Raw genomic sequence first — 22,792 nt, forward strand, 5'->3', positions numbered from 1 at the left:
CAACTTCCTGGAGCGTCCTTGTGTCCCTGACCCTGTCCACCGAAGAACCCGCATCCCAGCGCGGTGACGATCCTGCTCACCAGGAGGCCGATGCCCGGCTGCGCGAGGACATCCGGCTGCTCGGCCGTATCCTTGGCGACACCGTTCGGGATCAGGAAGGCGAGGCGGTGTTCGCCCTGGTCGAGAATATCCGGCAGACCTCGGTCCGTTTTCACCGCGACGAGGACAAGCTGGCGCGCCGTGAGCTCGAAGCCATTCTCGATGGCATGTCGATCGCCGAGACCGTGCGCATCGTTCGCGCCTACAGCTACTTTTCGCATCTCGCCAATATCGCCGAGGACCAGAACAACATCCGCCGGATGCGGGCGCAGCGCGCGAATGCGGCTAACGCATCGGGCACGCTGGCCCATGCGGTGAAGCGCGCGCGCGAGGCCGGCATCGACGCGGCGCTGCTCAGCAAGTTTTTCGGACAGGCGCTGATCTCGCCGGTGCTGACCGCGCATCCCACGGAAGTGCGCCGCAAGAGCACCATCGACCGCGAAATGGAAATCGCGGCATTGCTGGACCGGCGCGAGCGCATGCAGCTCACCGCCGAGGAGATTGAGGCGTCGGAAGAGCAATTGCGCCGCGCCGTCGTGACGCTGTGGCAGACCAACCTGCTGCGCCGGAGCAAGCTGACGGTGCTCGACGAGGTCGCCAACGGATTGTCGTTCTACGATTATACGTTTTTGCGTGAAGTGCCGCGTCTGCATTGCGCGCTGGAGGACAGCCTGCGCGCGCAGGGCGGCGCTGCCGAACTCGGCTCGTTCTTGCGCATGGGCAGTTGGATCGGCGGCGACCGCGACGGCAATCCGTTCGTCACGGCAGATGTGATGCGTGGCACCATGATGCTGCAGAGCAGGCGCGCCTTCAGCTTCTATCTCGACGAACTTCACGCGCTGGGCGCGGAACTGTCGATGGCGGCGCATCTCGCCGATGTCTCCGATGAACTGCGCGCATTGGCCGAACGCTCTCCCGATCCGTCGCCGCACCGCGCTGGCGAGCCCTATCGTCTGGCGATCTCTGGCGTCTACGCACGCATGGCGGCAACGGCCCATGCGCTCGAATTGCCGAACCGCCGCGCAGCCGTGGGCGATGCGCCGGCCTATGCATCGGCGGCGGAGTTCAAGGCCGATCTCGACGTGCTCGATCGTTCGCTGATCGCTGATAATTCCGCTGTCATCGCCCGCGGCCGGCTGCGGCAACTCCGCCGCGCGGTGGATTGTTTCGGCTTCTATCTCGCCAGTCTCGATATCCGGCAGAACTCGGCCGTGCATGAGCGCACTGTCGCCGAACTGATCGACGCCGCGATGCCCGGCACGTCCTATCTCGCGCTCGGCGAGGAAGCGCGCATCGCGCTGCTGACGAATGAATTGAAGAATGCGCGGCCGCTCGGTTCGCTGTTCGTCAAATACAGCGACGAGACGCTAGGCGAACTCGCACTGTTCCGTATGGCGGCGCAGGTTCATGTGAAATTCGGAGCGGCGGCGATCCCCCAATGCATCATCTCCATGTGCAAGGGCGTCTCCGACATGCTCGAAGTCGCGGTGCTGCTGAAGGAAGTCGGGCTCGTCGATTGCTCCGGCCGCAGTGCCATCAATATCGTGCCGCTGTTCGAGACCATCGAAGATTTGCAGGCCTCTGCAGCCATCATGGACCGCATGTTCTCGCTGCACGACTATCGCAAGCTGGTCGACAGCCGCGGCGCGGTGCAGGAAGTCATGCTCGGCTATTCCGACAGCAACAAGGATGGCGGCTTCGTCACGTCCGGCTGGGAACTGTACAAGGCCGAGATCGAGCTAATCGAAGTGTTCGAGCGGCATCACATCCGGCTCAGGTTGTTCCATGGCCGCGGTGGCTCTGTGGGCCGCGGCGGTGGCCCGAGCCACGATGCGATTCTGGCGCAGCCCGGCGGCGCCGTGGACGGCCAGATCCGCATCACCGAACAGGGCGAGATCATCTCCAGCAAATATTCCAACGCCGAAGTCGGCCGCAACAATCTGGAAATCCTCGCCGCCGCGACGCTGGAAGCGAGTCTGCTGGCGCCGAAGCACTCAGCGCCGCGCCGCGAATATCTCGAAGCCATGGAGGAGATTTCCGAACTGGCCTTCAAGGCCTATCGCGGGCTGGTCTATGAGACCGAAGGCTTCGTCGATTACTTCTGGGAATCCACCGTCATCAACGAGATCTCGACGCTGAACATCGGCAGCCGTCCGGCCTCGCGCAAGAAGACCCGCGCTATCGAGGATTTGCGCGCGATCCCGTGGGTGTTCTCCTGGGCGCAGTGCCGTTTGATGCTGCCCGGCTGGTACGGTTTCGGCAGCGCCATCGAGGCCTGGCTCGCCAATCATCCCGACAAGGGCATGGCGTTCCTGCAGGAGATGCACCGCGAATGGCCGTTCTTCCGCACGCTGCTGTCCAACATGGACATGGTGTTGGCCAAGAGTTCCATCGCCATCGCCTCGCGCTATGCTGAGCTCGTCGCCGACCAGAAGCTGCGCGAGACCATCTTCGGCCGTATCCGCGGCGAATGGCATCTGTGCATCGAGACGCTGCTGGATATCATGGAGCAGGAGCGCCTGCTGCAAAACAACCCGCTGCTCGACCGCTCGATCCGCAACCGGTTTCCGTATCTCGATCCGCTCAATCATGTGCAGGTCGAACTGCTGAAGGAGCATCGCGCGAACAATCCGGACGAGCAGGTGCTGCGCGGGATTCAGCTGACCATCAATGGGATCTCCGCGGGGCTGCGGAATAGCGGGTAGTCGTCGAGACGCTGCGTCCTATCCCTACGTCATGGCCGGGCTTGACCCGGCCATCCATCTTCTCTGTTGCTTGCCGCAAAGCTGGATGCCCTGGTCAAGCCCGGGCATGACGTGGAGAGATTTGCGCGAAGCCGCTGGCTGCGACGTGGGCCCCTCAACAGAAATGCGCGCCCTGCGTTTCCACATAGACCGCATAGAGTGACTGGCTCGCCGTCATGAACAGCCGGTTGCGCTTCTTGCCGCCGAAACAGACATTGGCACAGGTTTCCGGCAGCTTGATCTGGCCGATGCGCTGGCCGTCCGGCGCGAAGATCTGCACGCCGTCATAGCCGTCGCCGACCCAGCCGGCGCCGACCCAGATATTGCCTTCGGTATCGACGCGCAGTCCGTCAGGGAAGCCGGACTTGCCATCCAGCGTCATGTCGATCAGCGGCTTCGCATTGCTGAGCTTGCCGCCGTCCACGTCGTATTGCCACACCACGTTCTTGGCATTGGGATAATGCGTGATGCCGGTGTCGCAGACATAGAGTTTCTTGTAGTCCGGACTGAAGGCGAGCCCGTTCGGCTTGAACGGTTCATCGGCAACCTTGCTGATCTGGCCGTTCGTGGGGTCGATGCGATACACCGCTTCCTTCTGATACGGCTGCACCACGCCCGCCGCGGCGCGCTGTCCTTCATAGAGATTGATGGCGCCGTAGCCGGGATCGGTGAACCAGATCGCTTTGTCGATCGGATTGACCACCATGTCGTTCGGCCCGTTCAGCGGCTTGCCGTTTGCCTGTTCAGCCAGCGTCGTGACGCTGCCATTGTGCTCGAAGCGGACCAGGCGCGTGCGCTGCGCGCTGAGCTGGCGGCCCTCGGTGTCGAACGAATTCCCGTTGCTCTCCTCGGATGGATAGCGGAAGCGCTCGGAGATGTGGCCGTCATCGTCGAGATAGCGTAACTGGCGATTGGCGGGGATGTCGCTCCAGATCAGATACTGCCCCTGCGCATTCCACGCCGGTCCCTCCGCCCACAGGCAACCCGTATAGAGCCGCTTGATGACGGTGTTGCCGACTTTCGCCTTGAAGCGATTGGCGTCGATGACGACGATATCGGGATCGGGATAGCGCTGCGGTTCCGCACCGCGGCCGAAGTTGCGCGCGAGTGCATCAGGTGCGACGAGCGTCGTCGCAGCCAGTGCAGCGGCGCTGCCAAGGATGTTTCTGCGACTGAGTGAGTTGGATATTGCGGCGGGTTGAGCTGCGTCGTTCGCGTCGAGCTGAGTTGGCATCATCGTCCTCCCGGCTTTTCTGGTTTGCTCCAGTTATTGCCAGCAGTCTAAATACCGTTGCGACGTCGATGCTACACAATTCGATGCTGCCGCGCGATCATGGCGGTGCACAAGCGCGCATCGCAGCGCAGTGAACGTTTTGATAGTTCCGCGAGACTAATGGCCAAATCTCTCATGCTGATGTGTGGTTCCCATGCCGTCGTTTCGCTGTCACATGCGCTTTGCAGCCGCTTCCGTGGCGTTGCTGTTCGTGACGTCATTCTCAGCGCAGGCGGATAATGGATGTCGCCCGCCGATGGATCAGCGGATGATCGCAGGCTGCAGCGATATCATCGATCGTCCTGGCGCAACGGATTCCGAGCGCGCCGAAGCGCTTCGCCTTCGTGCCGTCGGGAACTTCGAACTCGGCCATATGGAGGCGGCGCGCGCCGACTTCACGGCTTTCATCTCATTGAAGCCGGACTACGCTTATGCCTATGGCGCGCGCGCTTTGGTCTATGACCGTCTGAATGATTTCGATTCGACCATCGCCGATGCGAGCAAGGCGATTGCGCTTGATCCACGCTATGCCTTCGCCTATGCCACGCGCGCGAGCGCCTATGAATCCAAGGGTGACGTTACCCATGCGCGCGCGGATTATGACGAAGCCATTCGTCTCAAGCCGGACATGCCGCACTACTATCGCGGGCGCGGATTGCTGCGCAAAGGCTTGTCCGATGTCGACGGTGCCATCGCGGATTTCTCGGCAGCGATTCGCCTCGATCCCAGAGACTTCCTGGCGCTGGGATTTCGCGGCGGCGCCTATTTCATGAAGAAGGAATTCGACAAGGCCATGGCCGACTTCAACGCGGCGGTACAGCTCAAGCCCGGCGATAGATTTCTTCATCTCAGCCGCGCCGAACTCCGGCTGGATCGCGGCGACAATGACGGCGCGATTGCGGATCTCGGCCAGGCCATTGCGGCCAATCCGAACGACCCGCATTCCTACGTCGATCGCGGCATCGCTTTCTCGCGCAAGGGCGATTTTGCCAGCGCGATCCCGGACTATGACGCTGCGCTGAAGCTGAGGCCGAATGATCCGACCATCCGCAACCGGCGCGCCCACGCTCATTTCATCACCGGGCATTTCGCAGAAGCCGGAGCGGACTTCGGCGATGTGGTGGCAAAGACGCCGGAATACGATCTGGCCAAGCTGCTGCGCTATATCGCGCGGGCACGCAGCGGCGACTACGACATGGGCGAGTTGAAGCGCAATACCGATACGCTCGATCGCGAGGGCTGGCCATGGCCGATGGTGGCGGTCTATCTCGGCCAGATGACCCGCGACGAGATGCTCGCCAAAATGAAGGACATGCGGCTCGCCGACGACTTCGGGGCTTGCGGCGTGTCGTTCTATCTTGGCCAGTATCTGATGGTGAAGCGCAAGCCGCAGGAGGCGCTGCCCTATCTGAAACAGGCCGCCGAGATGTGCCGGGGCGATGGCGAATTCGAGCGCGACGCGGCGCGGAACGAGCTCAAGCGGCAGCAGGCGTCGAACTGACAAACAAAAAAGGGGCAGCGCCAGCGCTGCCCCTTTTTGATCGTTATGCGAGCGCGCTCAAACCTCGTGCTTGTCTGACACGAAGATAGCGATGAGCGTGATCACCGCGGCGGCCAGCACGTAATAGCCGATGTAAGCGAGACCGTAATTTGCCTGCAGCCAGGTGGCGATATAGGGCGCCAGCGAGGCGCCGAAGATGCTCGCGAGGTTGAACGTCATCGACGCGCCGGTATAGCGCACGGTGGTCGGGAACGGTGCCGCCAGCGCTGCGCCGATCAGGCCGTAATTGATGCCGAAGATCGCCAGACCGATCAGCGCGAAGGCATAGATGCCCGCTACGCCGCCCGACAGCAACGGTGCCAGGAAGAACGAGAACACGATCACCATCAGGCAATTGGCGATCAGCAGCGTGCGGCGACCGATCTTGTCGGCAAGCAGGCCGGCCAGGATGTTGGTGGTGCCGAAAGCGACGGCGCCGGCGATCTGCACCTTGAGCGCATCGAGCAGCGACATCTTCGCGATACCGACATTGTAGGACAGCAGATAGGCCGTGCAGACATAGAAGAACACGAAGGTCATCAGACCGACCAGCGTGCCGAGCACGAGGCTGCGCTTGTGCTTGCGCAGCAGCTCCATGCTGGGAACAGCAACGCGCTCGGCCTTCTCGATGGCCTTCTGGAATTCCGGCGTCTCGGTGATCGACAGGCGCACCCACAATCCGATGGCGATCAACACGATGGAGGCGAGGAACGGCACGCGCCACGCCCAGCTCAGGAACGTTTCCGGCGAGACGAAGTGCAACAGGATGAAGAACGTGCCGGACGACAGGAACAGGCCGAGCGGCGCGCCGAGCTGCGGGAACATGGCGTACCAGTTGCGCTTGCCTTCCGGTGCGTTCTCGGTGGCGAGCAGTACCGCGCCGCCCCATTCACCACCGAGGCCGAAGCCCTGGCCGAAACGGCACAGCACGAGCAGAAGCGGCGCTGCAAGGCCGATCTGCGCATGCGTCGGCAGCAAACCGATCAGGACGGTGGAGATGCCCATGGTCAGCAATGCTGCGACCAGCGTGGTCTTGCGGCCGACGCGATCGCCGAAATGGCCGAACACGACGGCGCCGAACGGACGCGCAAAGAACGCGATCGAGAACACCGCGAAGGACGCGAGCAGCGCCGCGGTGTCATTGCCGGCCGGGAAGAACAGTTTTGGAAACACTAGCACCGCGGCGGTGGCATAGACGTAGAAGTCGAAGAATTCGATGGTGGTGCCGATCAGGCTCGCCAGCAAAACGCGGGCGGGGGAATTCAGCGGCTTGGAATGCGGCATGGCCGCGGAGGGCATCGCGCCCGCGTGATCTGTCATGATGTTCGTCCAGCAAATGCGGTTTCGTCCGCAAATGCGTGACGTCAAACCCGTTGATTGCTGGTGACATAGCCGGTCTTGGCCGGCGTTTGAATTCTTTATGACGAAATTAGTGCGATCTCGGGTCAGATAAGACCGCTATGCATAGCTATTTGAGTAATATTGTTTCGTTTTAAATTCAGGGTTGCAGAAATCGGCTCGCGGGAGTGACGCTCCCGCGAGCCGATTAAACGCTTAGACCGGATCCCAGCTGAAGATGTCAGCCGAACGGTCGAGCTTGTAGAACGACGGCTTCAGCGCCGGCATGCCGTGCTCGGCGAGGGTCTGCGGGGTCCAGCCTTCGTCGCGATGGACCGAGCGCAGCGGGCGCGACTGGCCCATCAGGAAGATCTCGTTCATGCGCGCCGCGAAGATCTGCCCGGTGACGTCCTTGCCGGCGTCCGAGAGCAGATAGGCGACGAGCGGTGCGATCTTTTCCGGACCCATGCGCTGGATCCGTTCGACGCGAGCCTTCTCGGCTTCGGTTTCGGTCGGGATGCTGCCGATCATGCGGCTCCAGGCGAAAGGCGAGACGCAGTTCGAATTGACGCCGAAGCGGCCCATGTCGAGCGCGATCGACTTCGACAGGCCGACGATGCCGAGCTTGGCGGCCGCGTAATTGGCCTGACCGAAATTGCCGATCAGACCGGAGGTCGAGGTGAAGTGCACGAACGAGCCGGAGTTCTGCTCGCGGAAGTAACGCGCGGCGGCATGCGAGGTGTAGAACGAGCCCATCAGATGGACCTTGATCACCATCTCGAAGGCATCGATGGACATCTTGTGGAAGATCGCGTCGCGCAGGATGCCGGCATTGTTCACCACGCCGTCGATCTTGCCGTAGGTGTCCACGGCTTGCTTGATGATCTTGCTGGCCGGGATCGCTTCGGCAACCGACTCGAAGTTGGCAACGGCAGTGCCGCCGGCCTTGGTGATTTCCTCGACGACCTGCTCGGCCGGAGCCGCGCCATCGCCGCCCGAACCGTCGGTACCGACGCCGGGATCGTTGACAACGACCTTGGCGCCTTCAGCGGCGCAGAGCAGCGCAATGCCACGGCCGATGCCGCGACCCGCGCCGGTGACGACGATGACCTTGCCGTCGAGTGATTTGGTAGATGCCATGTAGTGGTTCCTCTTGGTGGTGTGATTGATGTTTTCTAACCTCTCCCCGCTTGCGGGGAGAGGTCGTCCCGGCGAAGCCGGGGCGGGTGAGGGGGACTATCCGCTTGCTCCGCGCTTGCGGATAGTCCCCCTCATCCGTCTCGAACGCGCTTCGCGCATTCGAGCCACCTTCTCCCCGCAAGCGGGGAGAAGGCACCGCGTTTACTTCTCGTTCGTAAAAATCACGGTTCCCGACGCAGCGAACATGCCGCCGACGCCGTGGCACACGGAGATATTCGCGCCTTGAACCTGCGCCGGTGCGATGCCGCGCATTTGTCGCACGCTCTCCTGCAAAGCATACATGCCGTACATGCCGGAATGCATGTAGCTGAGGCCGCCGCCATTGGTGTTCATCGGCAGCTTGCCGCCGGGGCGGGTGTTGCCGTCCGCGATGAATTGGCCGGTTTCCTCATGCGGCATGAATCCGAGATCGCCGAGACCATACAGCGGCAGATGCGCGAAGGCATCGTAGATCATCAGGTGATCGACGTCCTTGTGCGTGATGCCGGCCTCGCGGAATGCCGTCGGTCCGGCCACGGTGAAAGCGCGCGATGAATCGAAGGTCTTCATCTGGCTCACCATCGGCGTTTCCACGCTCTCACCGGTGCCGAGAATATAGACCGGCTTGTTCGGGAAATCCTTGGCGCGGTCTGCCGAGGTGAGGATCAGCGCGCCGCCGCCGTCGGTGACGAGGCAGCATTGCAGGATACGGAACGGATAGGCGATCATCTTCGAGTTCAGCACGTCCTCGACCGTGATCGGCGCCTTCATCATCGCGCGCGGATTCTTCGCGGCCCATTCGCGCTGGAACACGGCGACCGAGGCGATCTGCTCATGGGTGATGCCGTGCGTCTTCATGTAGCGCAGCACGGGAATCGGGAACATGCTGGGCGGACCGTAGACGCCGTAAGGCGCCTCGAACTGGCCTTGCAGGCTGTCCGCCGGAATCGAGCGCGGCAGTTTGCCGATCATGGACTTGCCCGACTCGGCATGCGTGATCAGCACGGTCTTGCACAGGCCGGCCTCGATCGCGGCAGCCGCGTGGCGAACATGCAGCATGAAGGAGCAACCGCCGACGGATGTGCCGTCGACCCAGGTCGGCGTGATGCCGAGATAATGCGCGATCTGCTGCGGCGTCTCGACCGCAGTGGCGATGCCGTCGATGTCGGATAGCTTCAGTCCAGCATCCTTGATGGCGTTGAGCGCCGCATCCGCGTGAAGCTGGATCTGCGACATGTTGGGGATGACGCCAAGCTCGGTGGTCTCGGCTGCGCCGACGACGGCGACTGCGTTTCTGCGCATGGTCTCAACCCCCAGCCGGCCGGAATACGGGGAGGGTGATGGCGTCGTCGAGCTTCTCGAAGGCGACCTCTAACTTCATGTCGAGCACGAGCGCTTCAGGCGTCTGCGGACAATCGATGATGTTGCTCATCAGCCGCGGGCCTTCGTCGAGTTCGACCACGGCAATGGCATAAGGTGGCGTGAAGCCCGGCGCAGCAGGGCGGTGATTGATGACGTAGCTGTAGAGGAAACCCTTGCCCGAGGCCTTGAACACCGAGACTTTTCGCGAGGCGCAGCCGGGACAGAATGGCCGCGGCGGAAAATATACATTGCTGCAATCGTCGCAGCGCTGCAGGCGCAATTCGCCGGCTTTTGCGCCGTCCCAATAATGCTGGGTTTCCGGTGTCGGTTTCGGCCGCGCGCGGGCTGGTTCAGCCATGTCTCGTGTTCTCTCCCTTGGACGGGGATTTGGCCCCGTTCGTTGTCCTCTGGATGGACATTCCACATTCCATCATCATCGGTCCAGCGCGCGGGCTGCATGGCCGTATCTGCCCATTGCGGGGCGGCGTGGAATTCGGGGTGGGAAACGTGCGAGGCTTGTCCCGCTGCAACCAGGCAGGGTAGGTTGGTACGGATGGTTGAGGGAGCATGACGTGAAGCTGCGCGAGATCGCCCATTCCCGCACAGGTGACAAAGGCAACATTTCCAACATCTCGGTAATTGCCTTTGACGCAAAGCTATATCCGTTGATAGTATCCCAAGTGACCGCCGCGCGCGTGAAGGCCCTGTTTGCGGGCATCGTCGCGGGCGAGGTGGTCCGCTATGAACTGCCCAATCTGGCGGCGTTGAACTTCGTGATGGATCAGGCGCTTGGCGGCGGGGTGACGCGATCGCTGGCGCTCGACGCGCATGGCAAATCGCTCAGCTCCGCGCTGCTCGATCTGGAAATCGAGGACACTTTCGGCGATACCGACCGGGCGCCGTGACCACCTGCGGGTCCGGCAAGACACACAGGATGCCGCGACCATGAGCAACGACTTCCACCAGACCGCACCGACCCTCGCCAGCCTGGCCGCCGATCTCGCCGCCGGCCGCACCACCTCCCGCAAACTGGTCGAAGCCTGTCTGGCCAAAATCGCCGATCCGAACGGTGAGGGCGCGCGGACCTTCATCCATGTCGACAAGGATGCGGCACTGGCCGCCGCCGATGCCATGGACGCGCTGCGCAAAGCCAATGCCGCGCCGTCGCGTTATGCGGGCATTCCGATCTCCATCAAGGACCTGTTCGACATCAAAGGCCAAGTGACCCGCGCAGGCTCGCGCGCGCTGGACGATTCCGCGCCGGCGGATGCCGACGCCCCGACCGTCGCGCGTCTGCGCCGAGCCGGCTTCGTGGTGATCGGGCGCACCAACATGGTCGAATTCGCCTATTCAGGCATCGGTACCAATCCGCATTACGGCACCCCGAAAGGCGCGTGGAAGCGCGAGGTTGGCCATGTGCCGGGCGGCTCATCCTCGGGCGCCGCCGTCTCCGTGCTCGATGGCATGGCGCATGCGGCGTTGGGTACCGACACCGGCGGTTCCTGCCGCATTCCGGCAGCCTTCAACGGCATCGTCGGCTACAAGCCGACCCAGCGCCGCGTGCCTCTGGACGGCGCGGTGCCGCTGTCCTTCACCCTCGACAGTATCGGTCCTCTCGCACGCTCGGTCGCCTGCTGCGCGGCCATGGATGCTGTGCTGGCCGGCGAACCGGAATTTGAGCTCACGCCGCGCCCGATCAAGGGCATGCGTCTTGCGGTGCCGACCACGCTGGCGATGGACGATCTCGATCCCGTCGTGGCATCGGCTTTCGAGCGCACGCTGAAGAAGCTGGCCGACAAGGGCGCGATCATCGAGCGCATCGAGGTGTCTGAATTCAACGACATCGCGCCGATGAGCACCAAGGGCGGCTTCACGGCTGCTGAATCCTATGCCTGGCATCGCTATTTGCTTGCCAGCAAGGGCGACGTCTATGATCCGCGAGTCGCACTGCGCATCCAGCGCGGCGAGACCCAGAATGCCGCCGACTATGTCGACCTCCTGCCGATGCGCCGTTCGCTGATCGCGCGCACCGAAAAGCGCATCGCGCCTTACGATGCGCTGGTGTTGCCGACCTGCGCGATTACGCCGCCGTCGATTGCCGACATGGCTGACGACAAGGTGTTCTCCAAGCAGAACCTGATGGCGCTGCGCAACTGCACGCTGATCAACATGATCGACGGCTGCGCCATCTCGCTGCCGATCCACGCCAAGGACGAAGCCCCTGTCGGCCTGATGCTGGCCGGTGCCGGCGGCTCCGACCGCCGCATCTTCGAACTCGCCGCGGGCATTGAAACCGCCGTTCGCGGTTAATCTCTAAAACTTGAGGATACACGCATGACCACCGAGATCGCGTTCACGCTGGACGCAAAAGGCACCAAGACGCCGCTGACGCTCAAGATCACCCAGGGCGTCATCGCCGGCTGGACCGGCCGCGATCCCGTGGCGCGCGATCATCACATCAAGGAACTCGAGGCGCTCGGCATCGCGCCGCCGGCCTCGACGCCGATCTATTACCGCTGCTCGGCGCGCCGCTTCACCACCGACGGCATGATCGAATGCACCGATGAGAATTCCTCGGGCGAAGTCGAGTTCTGCCTGATCGCGTCAGGCGGCAAGACCTATGTCGGTGTCGGCTCCGACCACACCGACCGCAAGGTCGAGACCTACAACATCACCGTGTCGAAGCAGATGTGCGACAAGCCGATCGCACCGGTGGTGTGGGAACTGTCCGAACTGCTTCCCCATTGGGACCAGATCATCTTGCGCTCCTGGGCCACCATCAAGGGCGAGAAGGTGCTGTATCAGGAGGGCCTGCTGAGCGGCATGCTGCCGGTGGCCGAGTTGATCAAGAAGGGCTTCAACAGCGACAAGCTGCCAGACGGCACCGCCATGTTCGGCGGCACCTTCGCCGCCAAGGGCGGCATCCGCCCCGCCGATCGTTTCGACTACGAGATCGAAGACCCGGTGCTGAAGCGCAAGATCAGCCATGGCTATGATGTGAAGACATTGCCGGTGGTGGGCTGAGGTTCTTAACCTCTCCCCGCAAAGAGCGGGGAGAGGTCGATCCGGCGAAGCGCAGCGCAGCCGGAGCGGGTGAGGGGCGGTTACCGCCGTCACCGCACGCGCGCGTTCTCGGGTACCTGTCCTTCGATCCGGTGGGGTTCCGCGCATGCCTTTTCTCTCCTGCCATGCCCCTCACCCGCCGCGAAGACGCGGCGACCTCTCCCCGCAAGGCGGGGAGAGGTTAGGGGGCCAGAAATCGGGTGGCTTCACCCATCCATCTCCCCAATATGGCCAACAGGCCATGACACCCTGATCGCGGCCGGATGACGGAGGCGATGACATGGTTTCACTCGCGAAGAAGCGCCCAGAAAACAATGACGCCACGCCGCAGGCGCGCGTCGATGCCATCGACTGGCAGCGCATCTCTGCCGATCTCGACGACCAGGGCTGCGCGGTGTTCGAGAAACTGCTCCCGCCCGATGAGTGTCGTCACCTCGCATCGCTCTATCCCGACGATTCCCGTTTCCGCAGCCGCATCGTGATGTCGCGCCACGGCTTCGGCCGTGGCGAATACAAGTATTTCAATTATCCGCTGCCGGATCCGATCGCCGGCCTGCGTCCGGCGCTCTACGGACCATTGAGTACGATCGCCAATCGCTGGAATAAGACGATGGGGATCGATGTTCGCTTTCCCGCCGATCACGCCGCGTTTCTCAAGCGTTGCCACGATGCCGGCCAGACCCGGCCCACGCCGCTGCTGCTGCAATATGAAGCCGGCGACTACAATTGCCTGCATCAGGATCTCTATGGCGAGCATGTGTTTCCGCTGCAGGTCGCGATCCTGCTGTCGGAGCCCGGTGAGGACTTCACCGGCGGAGAATTCGTGTTGACGGAGCAGCGGCCACGCATGCAGTCGCGCGCCGAAGTGGTAGACTTGCGGCAGGGCGATGCCGTGGTGTTCGCCGTGCATCACCGGCCGGTTGCCGGCACGCGCGGCAGCTATCGCGTCAATCTGCGCCACGGCGTCAGCCGGGTGAAATCCGGGCGGCGCCATACGCTCGGGGTGATCTTTCACGATGCGAAGTGACGGGACGACTGAACAACCGCGATGACCGACCTGTTCGCCGATATCAGGGACGACCAGCCTGCGTGCGAGGAGCACGCCGAGGGAGCAGTTCTGTTGCGCAACTTCTTCGCCGCCGAACAGCCGGATGTGATCGCGGCGCTGCGCCTTATCGTGAAGGCGGCGCCGTTCCGTCATCTGGTCACGCCGGGCGGTCACACCATGTCGGTCGCCATGACCAATTGCGGCCGTGTCGGATGGGTGTCTGACGCACGCGGCTATCGCTACGACCCCGTCGATCCCGACAGCGGCCAGCCATGGCCCGCGATGCCGGCACCGTTTCGCGATCTCGCCGCACGTGCGGCGGTTCGTGCCGGTTTCGAGGCTTTCGTGCCGGATGCCTGCCTGATCAATCGCTACAAGCCAGGCGCCAAACTCTCGCTACACCAGGACAAGGACGAGCTGGATCTGCGCGCGCCCATCGTCTCGGTCTCGCTCGGCCTGCCGGCGACATTCCTGTTCGGTGGTCTCACCCGCAGCGCGCCGCAGAAGCGCTATCGTCTGACCCATGGCGACGTCGTGGTCTGGGGCGGCCCGGCGCGGCTGGCCTATCACGGCGTCGCGCCGCTGCCGGATGGCGAGCATCCGGTCATGGGCGGCCAGCGCATCAATCTGACCTTCCGCAAGACCTGCTGAACGAGACCTGTTGAGCGCTGCGCGTTGAACGCTTTCCTTGGCTGCCGCGACCATTCTATGGTCGGGCGGGGTGAGGGGACCATGAGCGAGCAGGAACGAACCGGCACACAGGCCGCCACCAGCAACGGCGCGGGCGTCTATCTCGCCGTCCTGCAACTGGTCTTCACGCTCGGCTGGGTCACCTATGTGATCTATCTGCCGAAGCTTGCCGCCGATGTCGGCATTGCCCCCACCGTCGTGATTGTCATCCTGATGCTCGATCAGGCGATCTTCACCGTCACCGATACGGCGATGGGTCTGGTCGCCGACAGGATCGCGCGCGTGGTCGGCCGGCTCGGTCTCATTGTCGGCATCCTGACCGCGGTGTCCTGCGCGGCCTTTGTCGCGCTGCCTTTCGTTGCCGGCCAGGGGCCGAAGGCGCAAGTCGCGCTGATCGCATTGATCGTGATCTGGTCGGCGACATCCTCCGCCTTGCGCGCGCCGCCGCTGACATTGCTCGGCAAATATGCCGCGCGTCCGTCGCGGCCGTTTCTGGCGGCGCTGGCCATGCTCGGCTATGGCGTTGCCGGGGCGCTGGCGCCTTATCTCGGCGTGACATTGCGCGGCGTCGATCCGCGGCTGCCTTTCGTTCTTGCCGGCGTGGTTTTGCTGATCGTGACGCTGGCGCTGTCGCGCGTCGAGCGTGGCCTCGTGCAGCTACAGGCGCGCGCAGCACCAGCCTTGCCGCCGCAAGGCAAGGCGCTCGGCCGGATGCCTATGCTGTTCATCGCTGCGATGGTCATCCTTGCGCTGGGCTTCCAGCTTCACTTCAGCATCAACAGCGCGCCGATGTTCCTGCGCTTCGCCAAGCCGGCCGATCTGGAATGGCTGATGCCGATATTCTGGATCGGCTTCAACATTGCGATGTTTCCAGCCAGCGCGGTGGTTAAGCGTCAGGGCGGCATCATCGTCATCGGGGCAGCCGGATTGCTTGGCGCGCTTGCGGTGATCGGCGCCGAATTCGCTGTGAATCTCAACATGCTGATCGCTGCGCAATTCATCGCAGGCGCCGCATGGGGCTGCATGATGATGAGCGCGGTGTCGGCGGCGATGGCGATCGGCGAGACCGGCGCGGAAGGCAAGGTCATCGGTCTTGTCTTCTCGGCGCTCGCGCTCGCGACCTTCGCACGCATGGCCGCGGTCGCCGGCGGATTACAGAAGCTGCCGGACTATGCGCCGCTGCTGCACTGGGCGCCTGTCGCATGCTGGGCGGTGGCCGGTGCTGGACTACTGGCACTTGCTGCGGTTCGGTGGCAGCGGAGCGCATCGATACCAGTCGTCTGATGCTTTCCGCGTGTCGGAATTCGATTTAATCGATCGATTAAATTTCGCTGGCCAAGGCATTCGGCCGCTATTACGCTTTTCCTCAATAAAAACCAGAACGAGGAAACGACAATGACCCGAATGGGCATATTGGCCGCCATTGCTATTGCTTGCCTGAACGGTGCGGTGCTTGCCGACCCCATCACCAAACCTCTCACCATTGCCGTGCTGAACGATAAGAGTTCGGTATTCTCCGATGCCGGTGGCACCGGCAGCGTGGTTGCGGCGCAGCTTGCGATCGACGATGTCGGCGGCAAGGTGCGTGGCCTGCCGGTGAAACTGCTCGGACCGGATCATCAGAACAAGACCGATATCGGCGTATCGCTGGCGCGCGATCTCTACGATCAGCAGGGCGTCGATGCGATCTTCGACATCGGCAATTCGGCGATCTCGCTGGCGGTGCAGAACATGGCACGCGAGCGCGGCAAGGTGCTGGTGCATGTCGGCTCGGCAACGGCCGACGTGTTCGGCAAGCAATGCGCGCCGACCGCCGCGATGTGGCTCTACGACACTTATTCGCTGGCGCAGGGCATCGCCAAGGCCGTGGTCAAGCAGGGCGGCGACACCTGGTATTTCATCACGGCGGATTACGCGTTCGGCATCGCCATGCAGGCGGAAGTCTCGAAAGTGGTGGAAGCTGCCGGCGGCAAGGTCCTCGGCGCGGTGAAGCATCCTGTCGGCACGATGGATTTCTCGTCCTTCCTGCTGCAGGCGCAATCCTCCGGCGCCAAGGTGATCGCGCTCGCCAATGCCTCGGGCGACACCGTCACCAACATCAAGCAGGCGCGTGAATTCCAGATCGGCGAGGGCAAGCAGAAGCTGGCCGTGCTGATCTTCTATCTCACCTCGGTGAAGGCGCTCGGCTCGGAAGCCACGCAGGGCGTGCAATATCTCGAGGGCTATTACTGGGACAATGACGATGCGAGCCGTGCATTCGGCAAGCGCTTCCTCGCCAAGCACGGCAAGATGCCAACCCATGCGCAGGCCGGCGTCTATAGCGCCGTGAAGCACTATCTGCGCGCCGCGGAAGCCGCCAACGAGAATGACGGCTTGAAGGTGATGCGTCAGATGAAGGCGATGCCGGTGGATGATTTCTTCGCGCCGGGCGCCCGCGTGCGCGAGGACGGCCGGCTGATGAACGACATGCTGCTGGCGGAAGTGAAGAAGCCCTCGGAAGTCAAGGGCGAGTGGGACCTGCTCACCATCAAGGGCAAGGTGAAGGCGGAAGACATCATGCGGCCGATCGCAGATGGCGGTTGCACGCTGCTGGATCCGCCGGTGAAGCAGTAGCAACACACTCTCACCCCGCACCGTCATGCCCGGGCTCGTCCCGGGCATCCACGCCTTCTTCGCTCAGACCAAGACGTGGATGGCCGGAACAAGTCCGGCCATGACGATCGAGAGAGTGGAGGTCCTTACGGCTTCTTCGGATGAATGAACGCCCACGGACTGACTTCGGAGTCCCTCGGCACGTCGATCGCAATCAGATACGGCCCACCATCCGCCAGCGCCTTTTCCAGCGCCGGACGAAACTCCGCCGGTGTCGTCACCCTGATAGCACCGACGCCGAAGGATTCCGCGAGCTTGACGAAATCCGGATTGACCAGATCGGCGGCGACCACGCGGCCGTCGAACACCTGCAACTGGTCGCGGCGCACATTGCCATAGGCATTGTTGTTGAACACCAGCGTCACCACGCCGATCTTGAACTGCACGGCCGTCGCCAGTTCCTGCACCGCGAACATGAAGCCGCCATCGCCGGTGATCGCCACCACCGGCCGATCGGGCTGCGCCACCTTGGCGCCGAGCGCGGTCGGGAAGCCGGAGCCGAGCGTGCCCTGATAGCCTGAAGTGATGAAGGTGCGCGGCTGATAGACCGGGAAGCCGAACCACGAAGTGAAGCCGACCTGCGACAGCTCATCGGTGACGATGGCATTGTCGGGCAGCACGTCGCGCAGGATGTCGAGATAGGCCATCTGCGGCTGGATCGCCTGGATGTCTTTCTGCGCCTTCGCCGAGGCGGCGCGGATCGTCTCGCGGCGGCCTGAGGTCTTCGTGTATCCGGCCTTGCTCACGGCAGCGACAAGCGCGCGCGTTCCTTCTGTCGCATCGGCAACGATCGGCGCATCGACCGTGAGCCGTCTGAATTCGACCGGATCGACATCGATGCGGATAGACTTCAGCCCCTCCGGCCGGAACGGCCAGCGGAACGTGGTCGGCAATTCCATCCGCGACCCGATGCCGATCATGAGATCGGTCTGCGGCCACAGATTATAGGCGGCGGCCATGGTGAGGCCGAGCTCATGGGCATTGCTGACGATACCGCGGCCGGACCGGAACGCGACCACGGGTGCGTCGATCATCTCGGCGAGTGCGAGGACGTCGTCGCCCGCATCCATCGCGCCCGCGCCGACGAAGATCATCGGCGATTTGCTCCCCTTGATTAGCGCGGCTGCGGCCTTGATCCGATCGGGATCGGGCGAGGGCGCGGCGAACGGTTCGAGCGTCGTCGCTGCGGCGGTTTCCGCGCGCTGTGTGAACACGTCCCACGGCATTTCCAGCGCCACCGGACCGCGGCGGCCGGACATCATCTCCTGAAATCCGCGCGCCACTTTTGTCGGTGCATCCGCGGGATAGTCGATGCGCTCCGCCCATTTCACGAAACTGCGGAGCGTCGCGAGTTGGTCCGGCATCTCATGGAGATGCCCGCGGCCCTTGCCGAGGTAATCGCTCGGCACCTGACCGGTGAGGCACATCACCGGCTCGTTGCAGCCGAAGGCGGTCAGCATCGCCGCGCTGGCATTGAGAATGCCGGGGCCGGGCACCACGCTGAACACGCCGGGCTTGCCCGAAGCGCGGGCATAGCCGAACGCCATATAGCCGCAGGCCTGTTCGTGGCGTGCGCCGATGACGTTCAGCTTCGCCTGATGAAAGGCATCGAACAGGCCATAGACCTGCGCGCCGGGCAGGCCGAACACCGTGTCGACGCCGTGTGCCTTGAGCCCGCTGACGATGGCTTCGCCACCGGTGAGAACAGTCATGCGTATTCCAATCCGTTAGTGTTCGTCGACGACGCCATTGCGCAGCGTGCCGATGCCATCCGCCTTGATCTCGATCACATCGCCCGGGACAAGATAGCGGGGCGGATCGAAGCGTGCGCCGGCGCCGGTCGGCGTGCCGGTGACGATCACGTCGCCGGGCACGAGGGTCGTGAAGGTCGAGATATAGCTCAGGAGGTAGCGGAAGCCGAACATCAGCCGCGAGGTGCGATCATCCTGGCGCAGCTCACCATTCACATGCGTGGTGAGGCGGATATCGGCGATCTGGCTTTCGTCGCTATAAGGCACGATCCATGGCCCGAGACTGCCGGTGGACTCGAAATTCTTGCCCTGCGTGACGTTGAACTTGGCATGCCGCACCCAGTCGCGGATGGTGCCTTCGTTGCAGAGCGTCAGCGCGGCGATGTGGCCCAGCGCATCGCCTTCGGCGATGTGTCGGCCGGCCTTGCCGATCACCAGCACCACTTCGCCTTCATAGTCGAGCTGCCTGGAGACGCGCGGCCGCACCAGTGGCGCCTCATGTCCGACGAAGGAGCGCGGCGTGCGCATGAACATGCTCGGATATTTCGGCGCGTCCTGACCGTCCTTGTATTCGGCATTGCGGTCCGGATAGTTGACGCCGATGCAGATGATCTTTTCCGGTGAGGGGATCGGCGGCTGCCAGGTGATGCTGTCAATCGCAAAATCCGCAGGCTGATTGGCCGCGGCATCCGCGAGCCGGTGCAGGGCGCCATGCGCGATGGCCTCGCGCAAAGTCGGATAATCGCCGCCATAGCGCGCCGACAGATCGACGATCCCATCGTCGGTGACGGCGCCGTATTTCAGGGTGCTATTGACGGTGAAGGTGGCGAGGCGGGCGTGGGTCATGGCCTATCCGATGCTCTCTCAGTCGTCATTGCGAGCGTAGCGAAGCAATCCAGCAAGCAACAAGAGAAGACTGGATTGCTTCGTCGCAAGGGCTCCTCGCAATGACTGATCATTTTCAATCCGCAATCGTCACATCAGCCACAAACACAGGCTCACGCACGGCCTGCCCATTGAACAGCGAGCCTTGTTCAAACCACGAGCGCGGCGCAGGCGCGCCCCACAGGGTCTGCCGGCGCGGATCTTTCAGTGACCAGCGCAGCGGTTCGTGGTCGGTGTCCATGGTCTGGTAGTCTGAGGTGTAGAGCTCGAGACGATGGCCGTCGGGGTCGCGCACATAGAGGAAGAACGCATTGGAGATGCCGTGGCGGCCGGGGCCACGCTCCAGGTTCTTCAGATAGCCGGATGACGCCATCACGTCGCAGAGATGCAGGATGTTCATCGCGGTCGGCACCCAATAGGCGAAGTGATGCAGCCGCGGTCCCCTTCCATTGGTGATGGCGAAGTCGTGGACATTGCCCTTGCGATGCATCCAGGCAGCCGCGATGCGGCCGTTGTCGCCGTCCTCCTCGCCGTATTCGGTCAGCCGGAAGCCGAGCCGCGCATAGAAGTCGACGGTGTCCTGCACTTCGGCGGCGAAGACGTTGAAATGATCGAGCCGCTGGGGGTGGCAGCCCTTGTAGAGATCGAAGCGGCGCAGCAGATGCGGACGCTTCTCCATCGTCGCGTAGAGTTCGATCTGGAAGCCGAACGGATCGGTGACATGCATCGTGCGGCCCTGGAACGGGCGCTCGACGAAGGAATAGGTGATGCCGTTGGTCGCGAACCAGGCAGCAGCCTTGTCGAGATCGTTCTCGCTGGCGACGCGGAAGCCGAGCCGATGACAGGCGGCCGTGGCCGCCTTGCGCAGCACCAGCGAGTGATGCTGGTGCTCCTCGACGGCGCGCAGATACACGGTGTCGCTGTCGGCGTCCTCGACATGCAGGCCGACAGCATTCTCATAGAATGCGCGGCTGGCCTTGAGATCAGTGACGTCCAGCACGACGTGGCTGGAGCGCAGGATGTTGAAGGGCGGATCGAACACGTGGGTCGGCACGGGCATGGGACTGGTCCTGGGCGTTTCCTGTTGTCTTTTATCTCGGCGGCCAAGCCGCCGTTGTTTCTGCCGTCATTGCGAGGAGCCCTTGCGACGAAGCAATCCAGTCTTTCTTTGTCTGTGGCTCTGGATTGCCGCGTCGCTTCGCTCCTCGCAATGACGGCTGATGGTCGGGTGCGCTAAACTCCCAATCGTTGTATCTTATGCGTCCCGCGCGCGAGCGAGACATGTTTCGTCTCCATATAGAACTCGAACGAATAGTCGCCGCCGTCGCGGCCGATGCCGGAGGCTTTCATGCCGCCGAAGGGCGTCGGCAGGTGGCGGACATTTTCCGAATTGAGCCAGATCATGCCGGCTTCCAGCGCGTCGGCCACGCGCAGCGCGCGGCCCACGTCATTGGTCCAGACATAGCCGGTGAGGCCGTATTGCACGGCATTGGCGATCTCGATGGCTTCGGCTTCGTTGCCGAACGGGATCACCGTGAGGAACGGGCCGAACACTTCCTCCTGTGCCACGCGCATGTCCTTGTGTGCGCCCGTCACCAGCGTCGGCTGCACGTAATGACCGCCGCCGGGACCGTCATAAGGCTTGCCGCCGACGGCGATGGTCGCGCCGTCCTGCCGCGCGATGTCGAAATAGCTGCACACCTTGGCATGATGCCGCTCATGGATCAGCGGGCCGACTTCGGTTCTGGGATCGAGCGGATGCCCAACCTTCAGTGCCTGCACGCGGGCCGTGAGCTTCTCGATGAATGTATCGGCAATGCTCGCCTGCACCAGTAGCCGGCTCGACGATGTACAACGCTCGCCGTTCAGCGAATAGATCATGAAGACGACGGCATCGAGCGCGCGGTCGAGGTCCGCATCGTCGAACACGATCACCGGATTCTTGCCGCCGAGTTCGAAATGCACGCGCTTCAAGGTCGGCGCACCCTGCGCCATGATGGCGGAGCCGGTGGCGCTTTCGCCGACAAAGGCGATGGCCTTGATGGCGGGATGCTCGGTCAGTGCCTTGCCGGATTCCTCACCGAAGCCATGCACGGTGTTGAGCACGCCGTCGGGCAGGCCGGCCTGCTTGGCGAGCTTCGCGAGAAGATCAGCCGTGACCGGCGACCATTCGGCCGGCTTGTGCACGACCGTGCAGCCGGCGGCCAGCGCTGGCGCGATCTTCCAGGTGGACAGCATGAACGGCGTGTTCCACGGCGTGATGACGCCAACCGGGCCGATCGGTACGCGGGTCGAGACATTCCAGTGCTCATCGGCCGGCATGTTCAGGCCGTCGCGCGCCTCCAGGCATTTGTCGGCATAGAAGCGGAAATTCTCGGCGCCGCGGATCGCGGCCTTGGCCATGAAGCGATGCGCCTGGCCGGTGTCGATACATTCCAGCACCGCGATATCGTCGGCATTGTCCTCGATGGCATCGGCAACGCGATGCAGCAGCTTCTTGCGCGTGGTCGGCGCCATGTCGCGCCAGTCCTTGAAGGCGCGCTGTGCGGCCTTGGCCGCCTTGTCGATATCTTCTTTCGTACCTCGCGCGACCTGCGCCAGCACGGTGCCATCGATCGGCGATGTCGTCTCGAACACCTCTCCCGAAGATGACGGCACGATCCGGCCATCGATAATATTGCCGATGCCGTCGGCCGTGAGCTTCTTCAGCAGCGGCGCGGCGCGTTCCTGATTGGCCGCGAAGACGGCAGTGGGATCGGCAGGTGTCTTAGCCATTGTTGGCCTCGGCTTTCAGCAGGTCGTGAATGGGATTGCGCTTCCAACTCGTCGCGCTGTCGTTGATCTGCATGTCGAAGGACAGCGCAAATCGGCCGCCGGCGAAAACATTGTCGAGATGGTGCGAAACCGTCTGGAAAATCTGTTCGCCGGCCTGCTGCCGGGCCTCGAGGGTGCGGCCTTCGCCAATCCGCAGCAGGATATCGAGAAAGCTGAGGCCGGCGCGGCCGTCGGCGATGGTGTAATGCTCGCAGCGGATCGCGCGGACGCGAATGCCGCCGAGCGGGAAGATGCCGGTCTGCACCGCGGCGTTGCGCACCACTTCGCACAGCGCGCTGATATCCACGGCGCCGTCGAGATTGGCCGAATATTCGATGGTGAAATGCGGCATGG

General features: G+C 63.1%; 19 protein-coding genes. 9 read left to right on the plus strand and 10 right to left on the minus strand.

The window, feature by feature from the left end; all coding sequences use genetic code 11:
• The first annotated feature begins 26 nt into the window (after window positions 1-26).
• A complete protein-coding gene (gene ppc / locus AB8A38_RS28575) occupies window positions 27-2,804 on the plus strand; it encodes a phosphoenolpyruvate carboxylase (RefSeq protein ID WP_439088625.1) in 2,778 nt (925 codons plus the stop codon).
• 154 nt (window positions 2,805-2,958) lie between these two features.
• Here the strand turns inward: ppc and AB8A38_RS28580 are convergent, their stop codons facing one another.
• Window positions 2,959-4,080, minus strand: a complete 1,122-nt coding sequence (locus AB8A38_RS28580; protein ID WP_439088242.1) for an SMP-30/gluconolactonase/LRE family protein — start codon at window positions 4,078-4,080, stop codon at window positions 2,959-2,961.
• A gap of 304 nt (window positions 4,081-4,384) precedes the next feature.
• Between AB8A38_RS28580 and AB8A38_RS28585 the strand changes: the two genes are divergently transcribed.
• Entirely contained in the window at window positions 4,385-5,617 is a 1,233-nt protein-coding gene (locus AB8A38_RS28585) for a tetratricopeptide repeat protein (protein ID WP_439088244.1), read from the plus strand.
• A 57-nt stretch (window positions 5,618-5,674) separates the two neighbouring features.
• Here the strand turns inward: AB8A38_RS28585 and AB8A38_RS28590 are convergent, their stop codons facing one another.
• The 4 genes from AB8A38_RS28590 to AB8A38_RS28605 all read right to left on the minus strand — a co-directional run bounded on the left by AB8A38_RS28590 (window position 5,675) and on the right by AB8A38_RS28605 (window position 9,893).
• Window positions 5,675-6,976, minus strand: a complete 1,302-nt coding sequence (locus AB8A38_RS28590; protein WP_175366507.1) for an MFS transporter — start codon at window positions 6,974-6,976, stop codon at window positions 5,675-5,677.
• 234 nt (window positions 6,977-7,210) lie between these two features.
• On the minus strand, window positions 7,211-8,134 hold the full coding sequence (locus AB8A38_RS28595; RefSeq protein ID WP_439088245.1) for an SDR family oxidoreductase: 924 nt from the start codon (window positions 8,132-8,134) through the stop codon (window positions 7,211-7,213).
• Window positions 8,135-8,335: 201 nt separating this feature from the next.
• On the minus strand, window positions 8,336-9,475 hold the full coding sequence (locus AB8A38_RS28600) for a thiolase C-terminal domain-containing protein (RefSeq protein ID WP_439088246.1): 1,140 nt from the start codon (window positions 9,473-9,475) through the stop codon (window positions 8,336-8,338).
• Window positions 9,476-9,479: 4 nt separating this feature from the next.
• Window positions 9,480-9,893 carry a Zn-ribbon domain-containing OB-fold protein gene (locus AB8A38_RS28605; protein WP_439088247.1) on the minus strand — a complete coding sequence of 138 codons (414 nt, stop codon included), beginning with the start codon at window positions 9,891-9,893 and terminating at the stop codon, window positions 9,480-9,482.
• A 214-nt stretch (window positions 9,894-10,107) separates the two neighbouring features.
• Between AB8A38_RS28605 and AB8A38_RS28610 the strand changes: the two genes are divergently transcribed.
• The 7 genes from AB8A38_RS28610 to AB8A38_RS28640 all read left to right on the plus strand — a co-directional run bounded on the left by AB8A38_RS28610 (window position 10,108) and on the right by AB8A38_RS28640 (window position 16,949).
• Window positions 10,108-10,440 carry an AtuA-related protein gene (locus tag AB8A38_RS28610; protein ID WP_068735784.1) on the plus strand — a complete coding sequence of 111 codons (333 nt, stop codon included), beginning with the start codon at window positions 10,108-10,110 and terminating at the stop codon, window positions 10,438-10,440.
• A 40-nt stretch (window positions 10,441-10,480) separates the two neighbouring features.
• Window positions 10,481-11,845 carry an amidase gene (locus AB8A38_RS28615; RefSeq protein ID WP_439088249.1) on the plus strand — a complete coding sequence of 455 codons (1,365 nt, stop codon included), beginning with the start codon at window positions 10,481-10,483 and terminating at the stop codon, window positions 11,843-11,845.
• A gap of 24 nt (window positions 11,846-11,869) precedes the next feature.
• Window positions 11,870-12,559: a DUF2848 domain-containing protein gene (locus AB8A38_RS28620; RefSeq protein ID WP_439088250.1), complete on the plus strand. Its 690-nt coding sequence runs from the start codon at window positions 11,870-11,872 to the stop codon at window positions 12,557-12,559.
• A gap of 319 nt (window positions 12,560-12,878) precedes the next feature.
• Window positions 12,879-13,625: a 2OG-Fe(II) oxygenase gene (locus AB8A38_RS28625; protein ID WP_439088252.1), complete on the plus strand. Its 747-nt coding sequence runs from the start codon at window positions 12,879-12,881 to the stop codon at window positions 13,623-13,625.
• A gap of 21 nt (window positions 13,626-13,646) precedes the next feature.
• Window positions 13,647-14,297, plus strand: a complete 651-nt coding sequence (alkB, locus tag AB8A38_RS28630; protein WP_439088253.1) for a DNA oxidative demethylase AlkB — start codon at window positions 13,647-13,649, stop codon at window positions 14,295-14,297.
• Window positions 14,298-14,378: 81 nt separating this feature from the next.
• Entirely contained in the window at window positions 14,379-15,620 is a 1,242-nt protein-coding gene (locus tag AB8A38_RS28635) for an MFS transporter (protein WP_439088254.1), read from the plus strand.
• A 111-nt stretch (window positions 15,621-15,731) separates the two neighbouring features.
• Window positions 15,732-16,949, plus strand: coding sequence for an ABC transporter substrate-binding protein (locus tag AB8A38_RS28640; protein WP_439088256.1), 1,218 nt, complete (start codon window positions 15,732-15,734; stop codon window positions 16,947-16,949).
• 125 nt (window positions 16,950-17,074) lie between these two features.
• Here the strand turns inward: AB8A38_RS28640 and AB8A38_RS28645 are convergent, their stop codons facing one another.
• From AB8A38_RS28645 to AB8A38_RS28665, 5 genes are all read right to left on the minus strand, one after another.
• Window positions 17,075-18,700 carry a thiamine pyrophosphate-dependent enzyme gene (locus AB8A38_RS28645; RefSeq protein WP_439088257.1) on the minus strand — a complete coding sequence of 542 codons (1,626 nt, stop codon included), beginning with the start codon at window positions 18,698-18,700 and terminating at the stop codon, window positions 17,075-17,077.
• A 15-nt stretch (window positions 18,701-18,715) separates the two neighbouring features.
• Window positions 18,716-19,585, minus strand: coding sequence for a fumarylacetoacetate hydrolase family protein (locus AB8A38_RS28650; RefSeq protein ID WP_439088259.1), 870 nt, complete (start codon window positions 19,583-19,585; stop codon window positions 18,716-18,718).
• A gap of 115 nt (window positions 19,586-19,700) precedes the next feature.
• A complete protein-coding gene (gene hpaD, locus AB8A38_RS28655) occupies window positions 19,701-20,684 on the minus strand; it encodes a 3,4-dihydroxyphenylacetate 2,3-dioxygenase (protein WP_439088260.1) in 984 nt (327 codons plus the stop codon).
• Window positions 20,685-20,857: 173 nt separating this feature from the next.
• The gene (gene hpaE, locus AB8A38_RS28660; protein WP_439088262.1) at window positions 20,858-22,399 is read right to left on the minus strand and encodes a 5-carboxymethyl-2-hydroxymuconate semialdehyde dehydrogenase; all 1,542 of its coding nucleotides are present in this window, start codon (window positions 22,397-22,399) and stop codon (window positions 20,858-20,860) included.
• Window positions 22,392-22,790 carry a 5-carboxymethyl-2-hydroxymuconate Delta-isomerase gene (locus tag AB8A38_RS28665; protein ID WP_439088263.1) on the minus strand — a complete coding sequence of 133 codons (399 nt, stop codon included), beginning with the start codon at window positions 22,788-22,790 and terminating at the stop codon, window positions 22,392-22,394. Before AB8A38_RS28665 ends, hpaE begins: the two co-directional genes overlap by 8 nt.
• Between the last annotated feature and the right edge of the window lie 2 nt (window positions 22,791-22,792).

Origin of the sequence: Tardiphaga sp. 839_C3_N1_4, assembly GCF_051811045.1 — a bacterium.
In the GTDB taxonomy this organism is placed as follows: Bacteria; Pseudomonadota; Alphaproteobacteria; order Rhizobiales; family Xanthobacteraceae; genus Tardiphaga.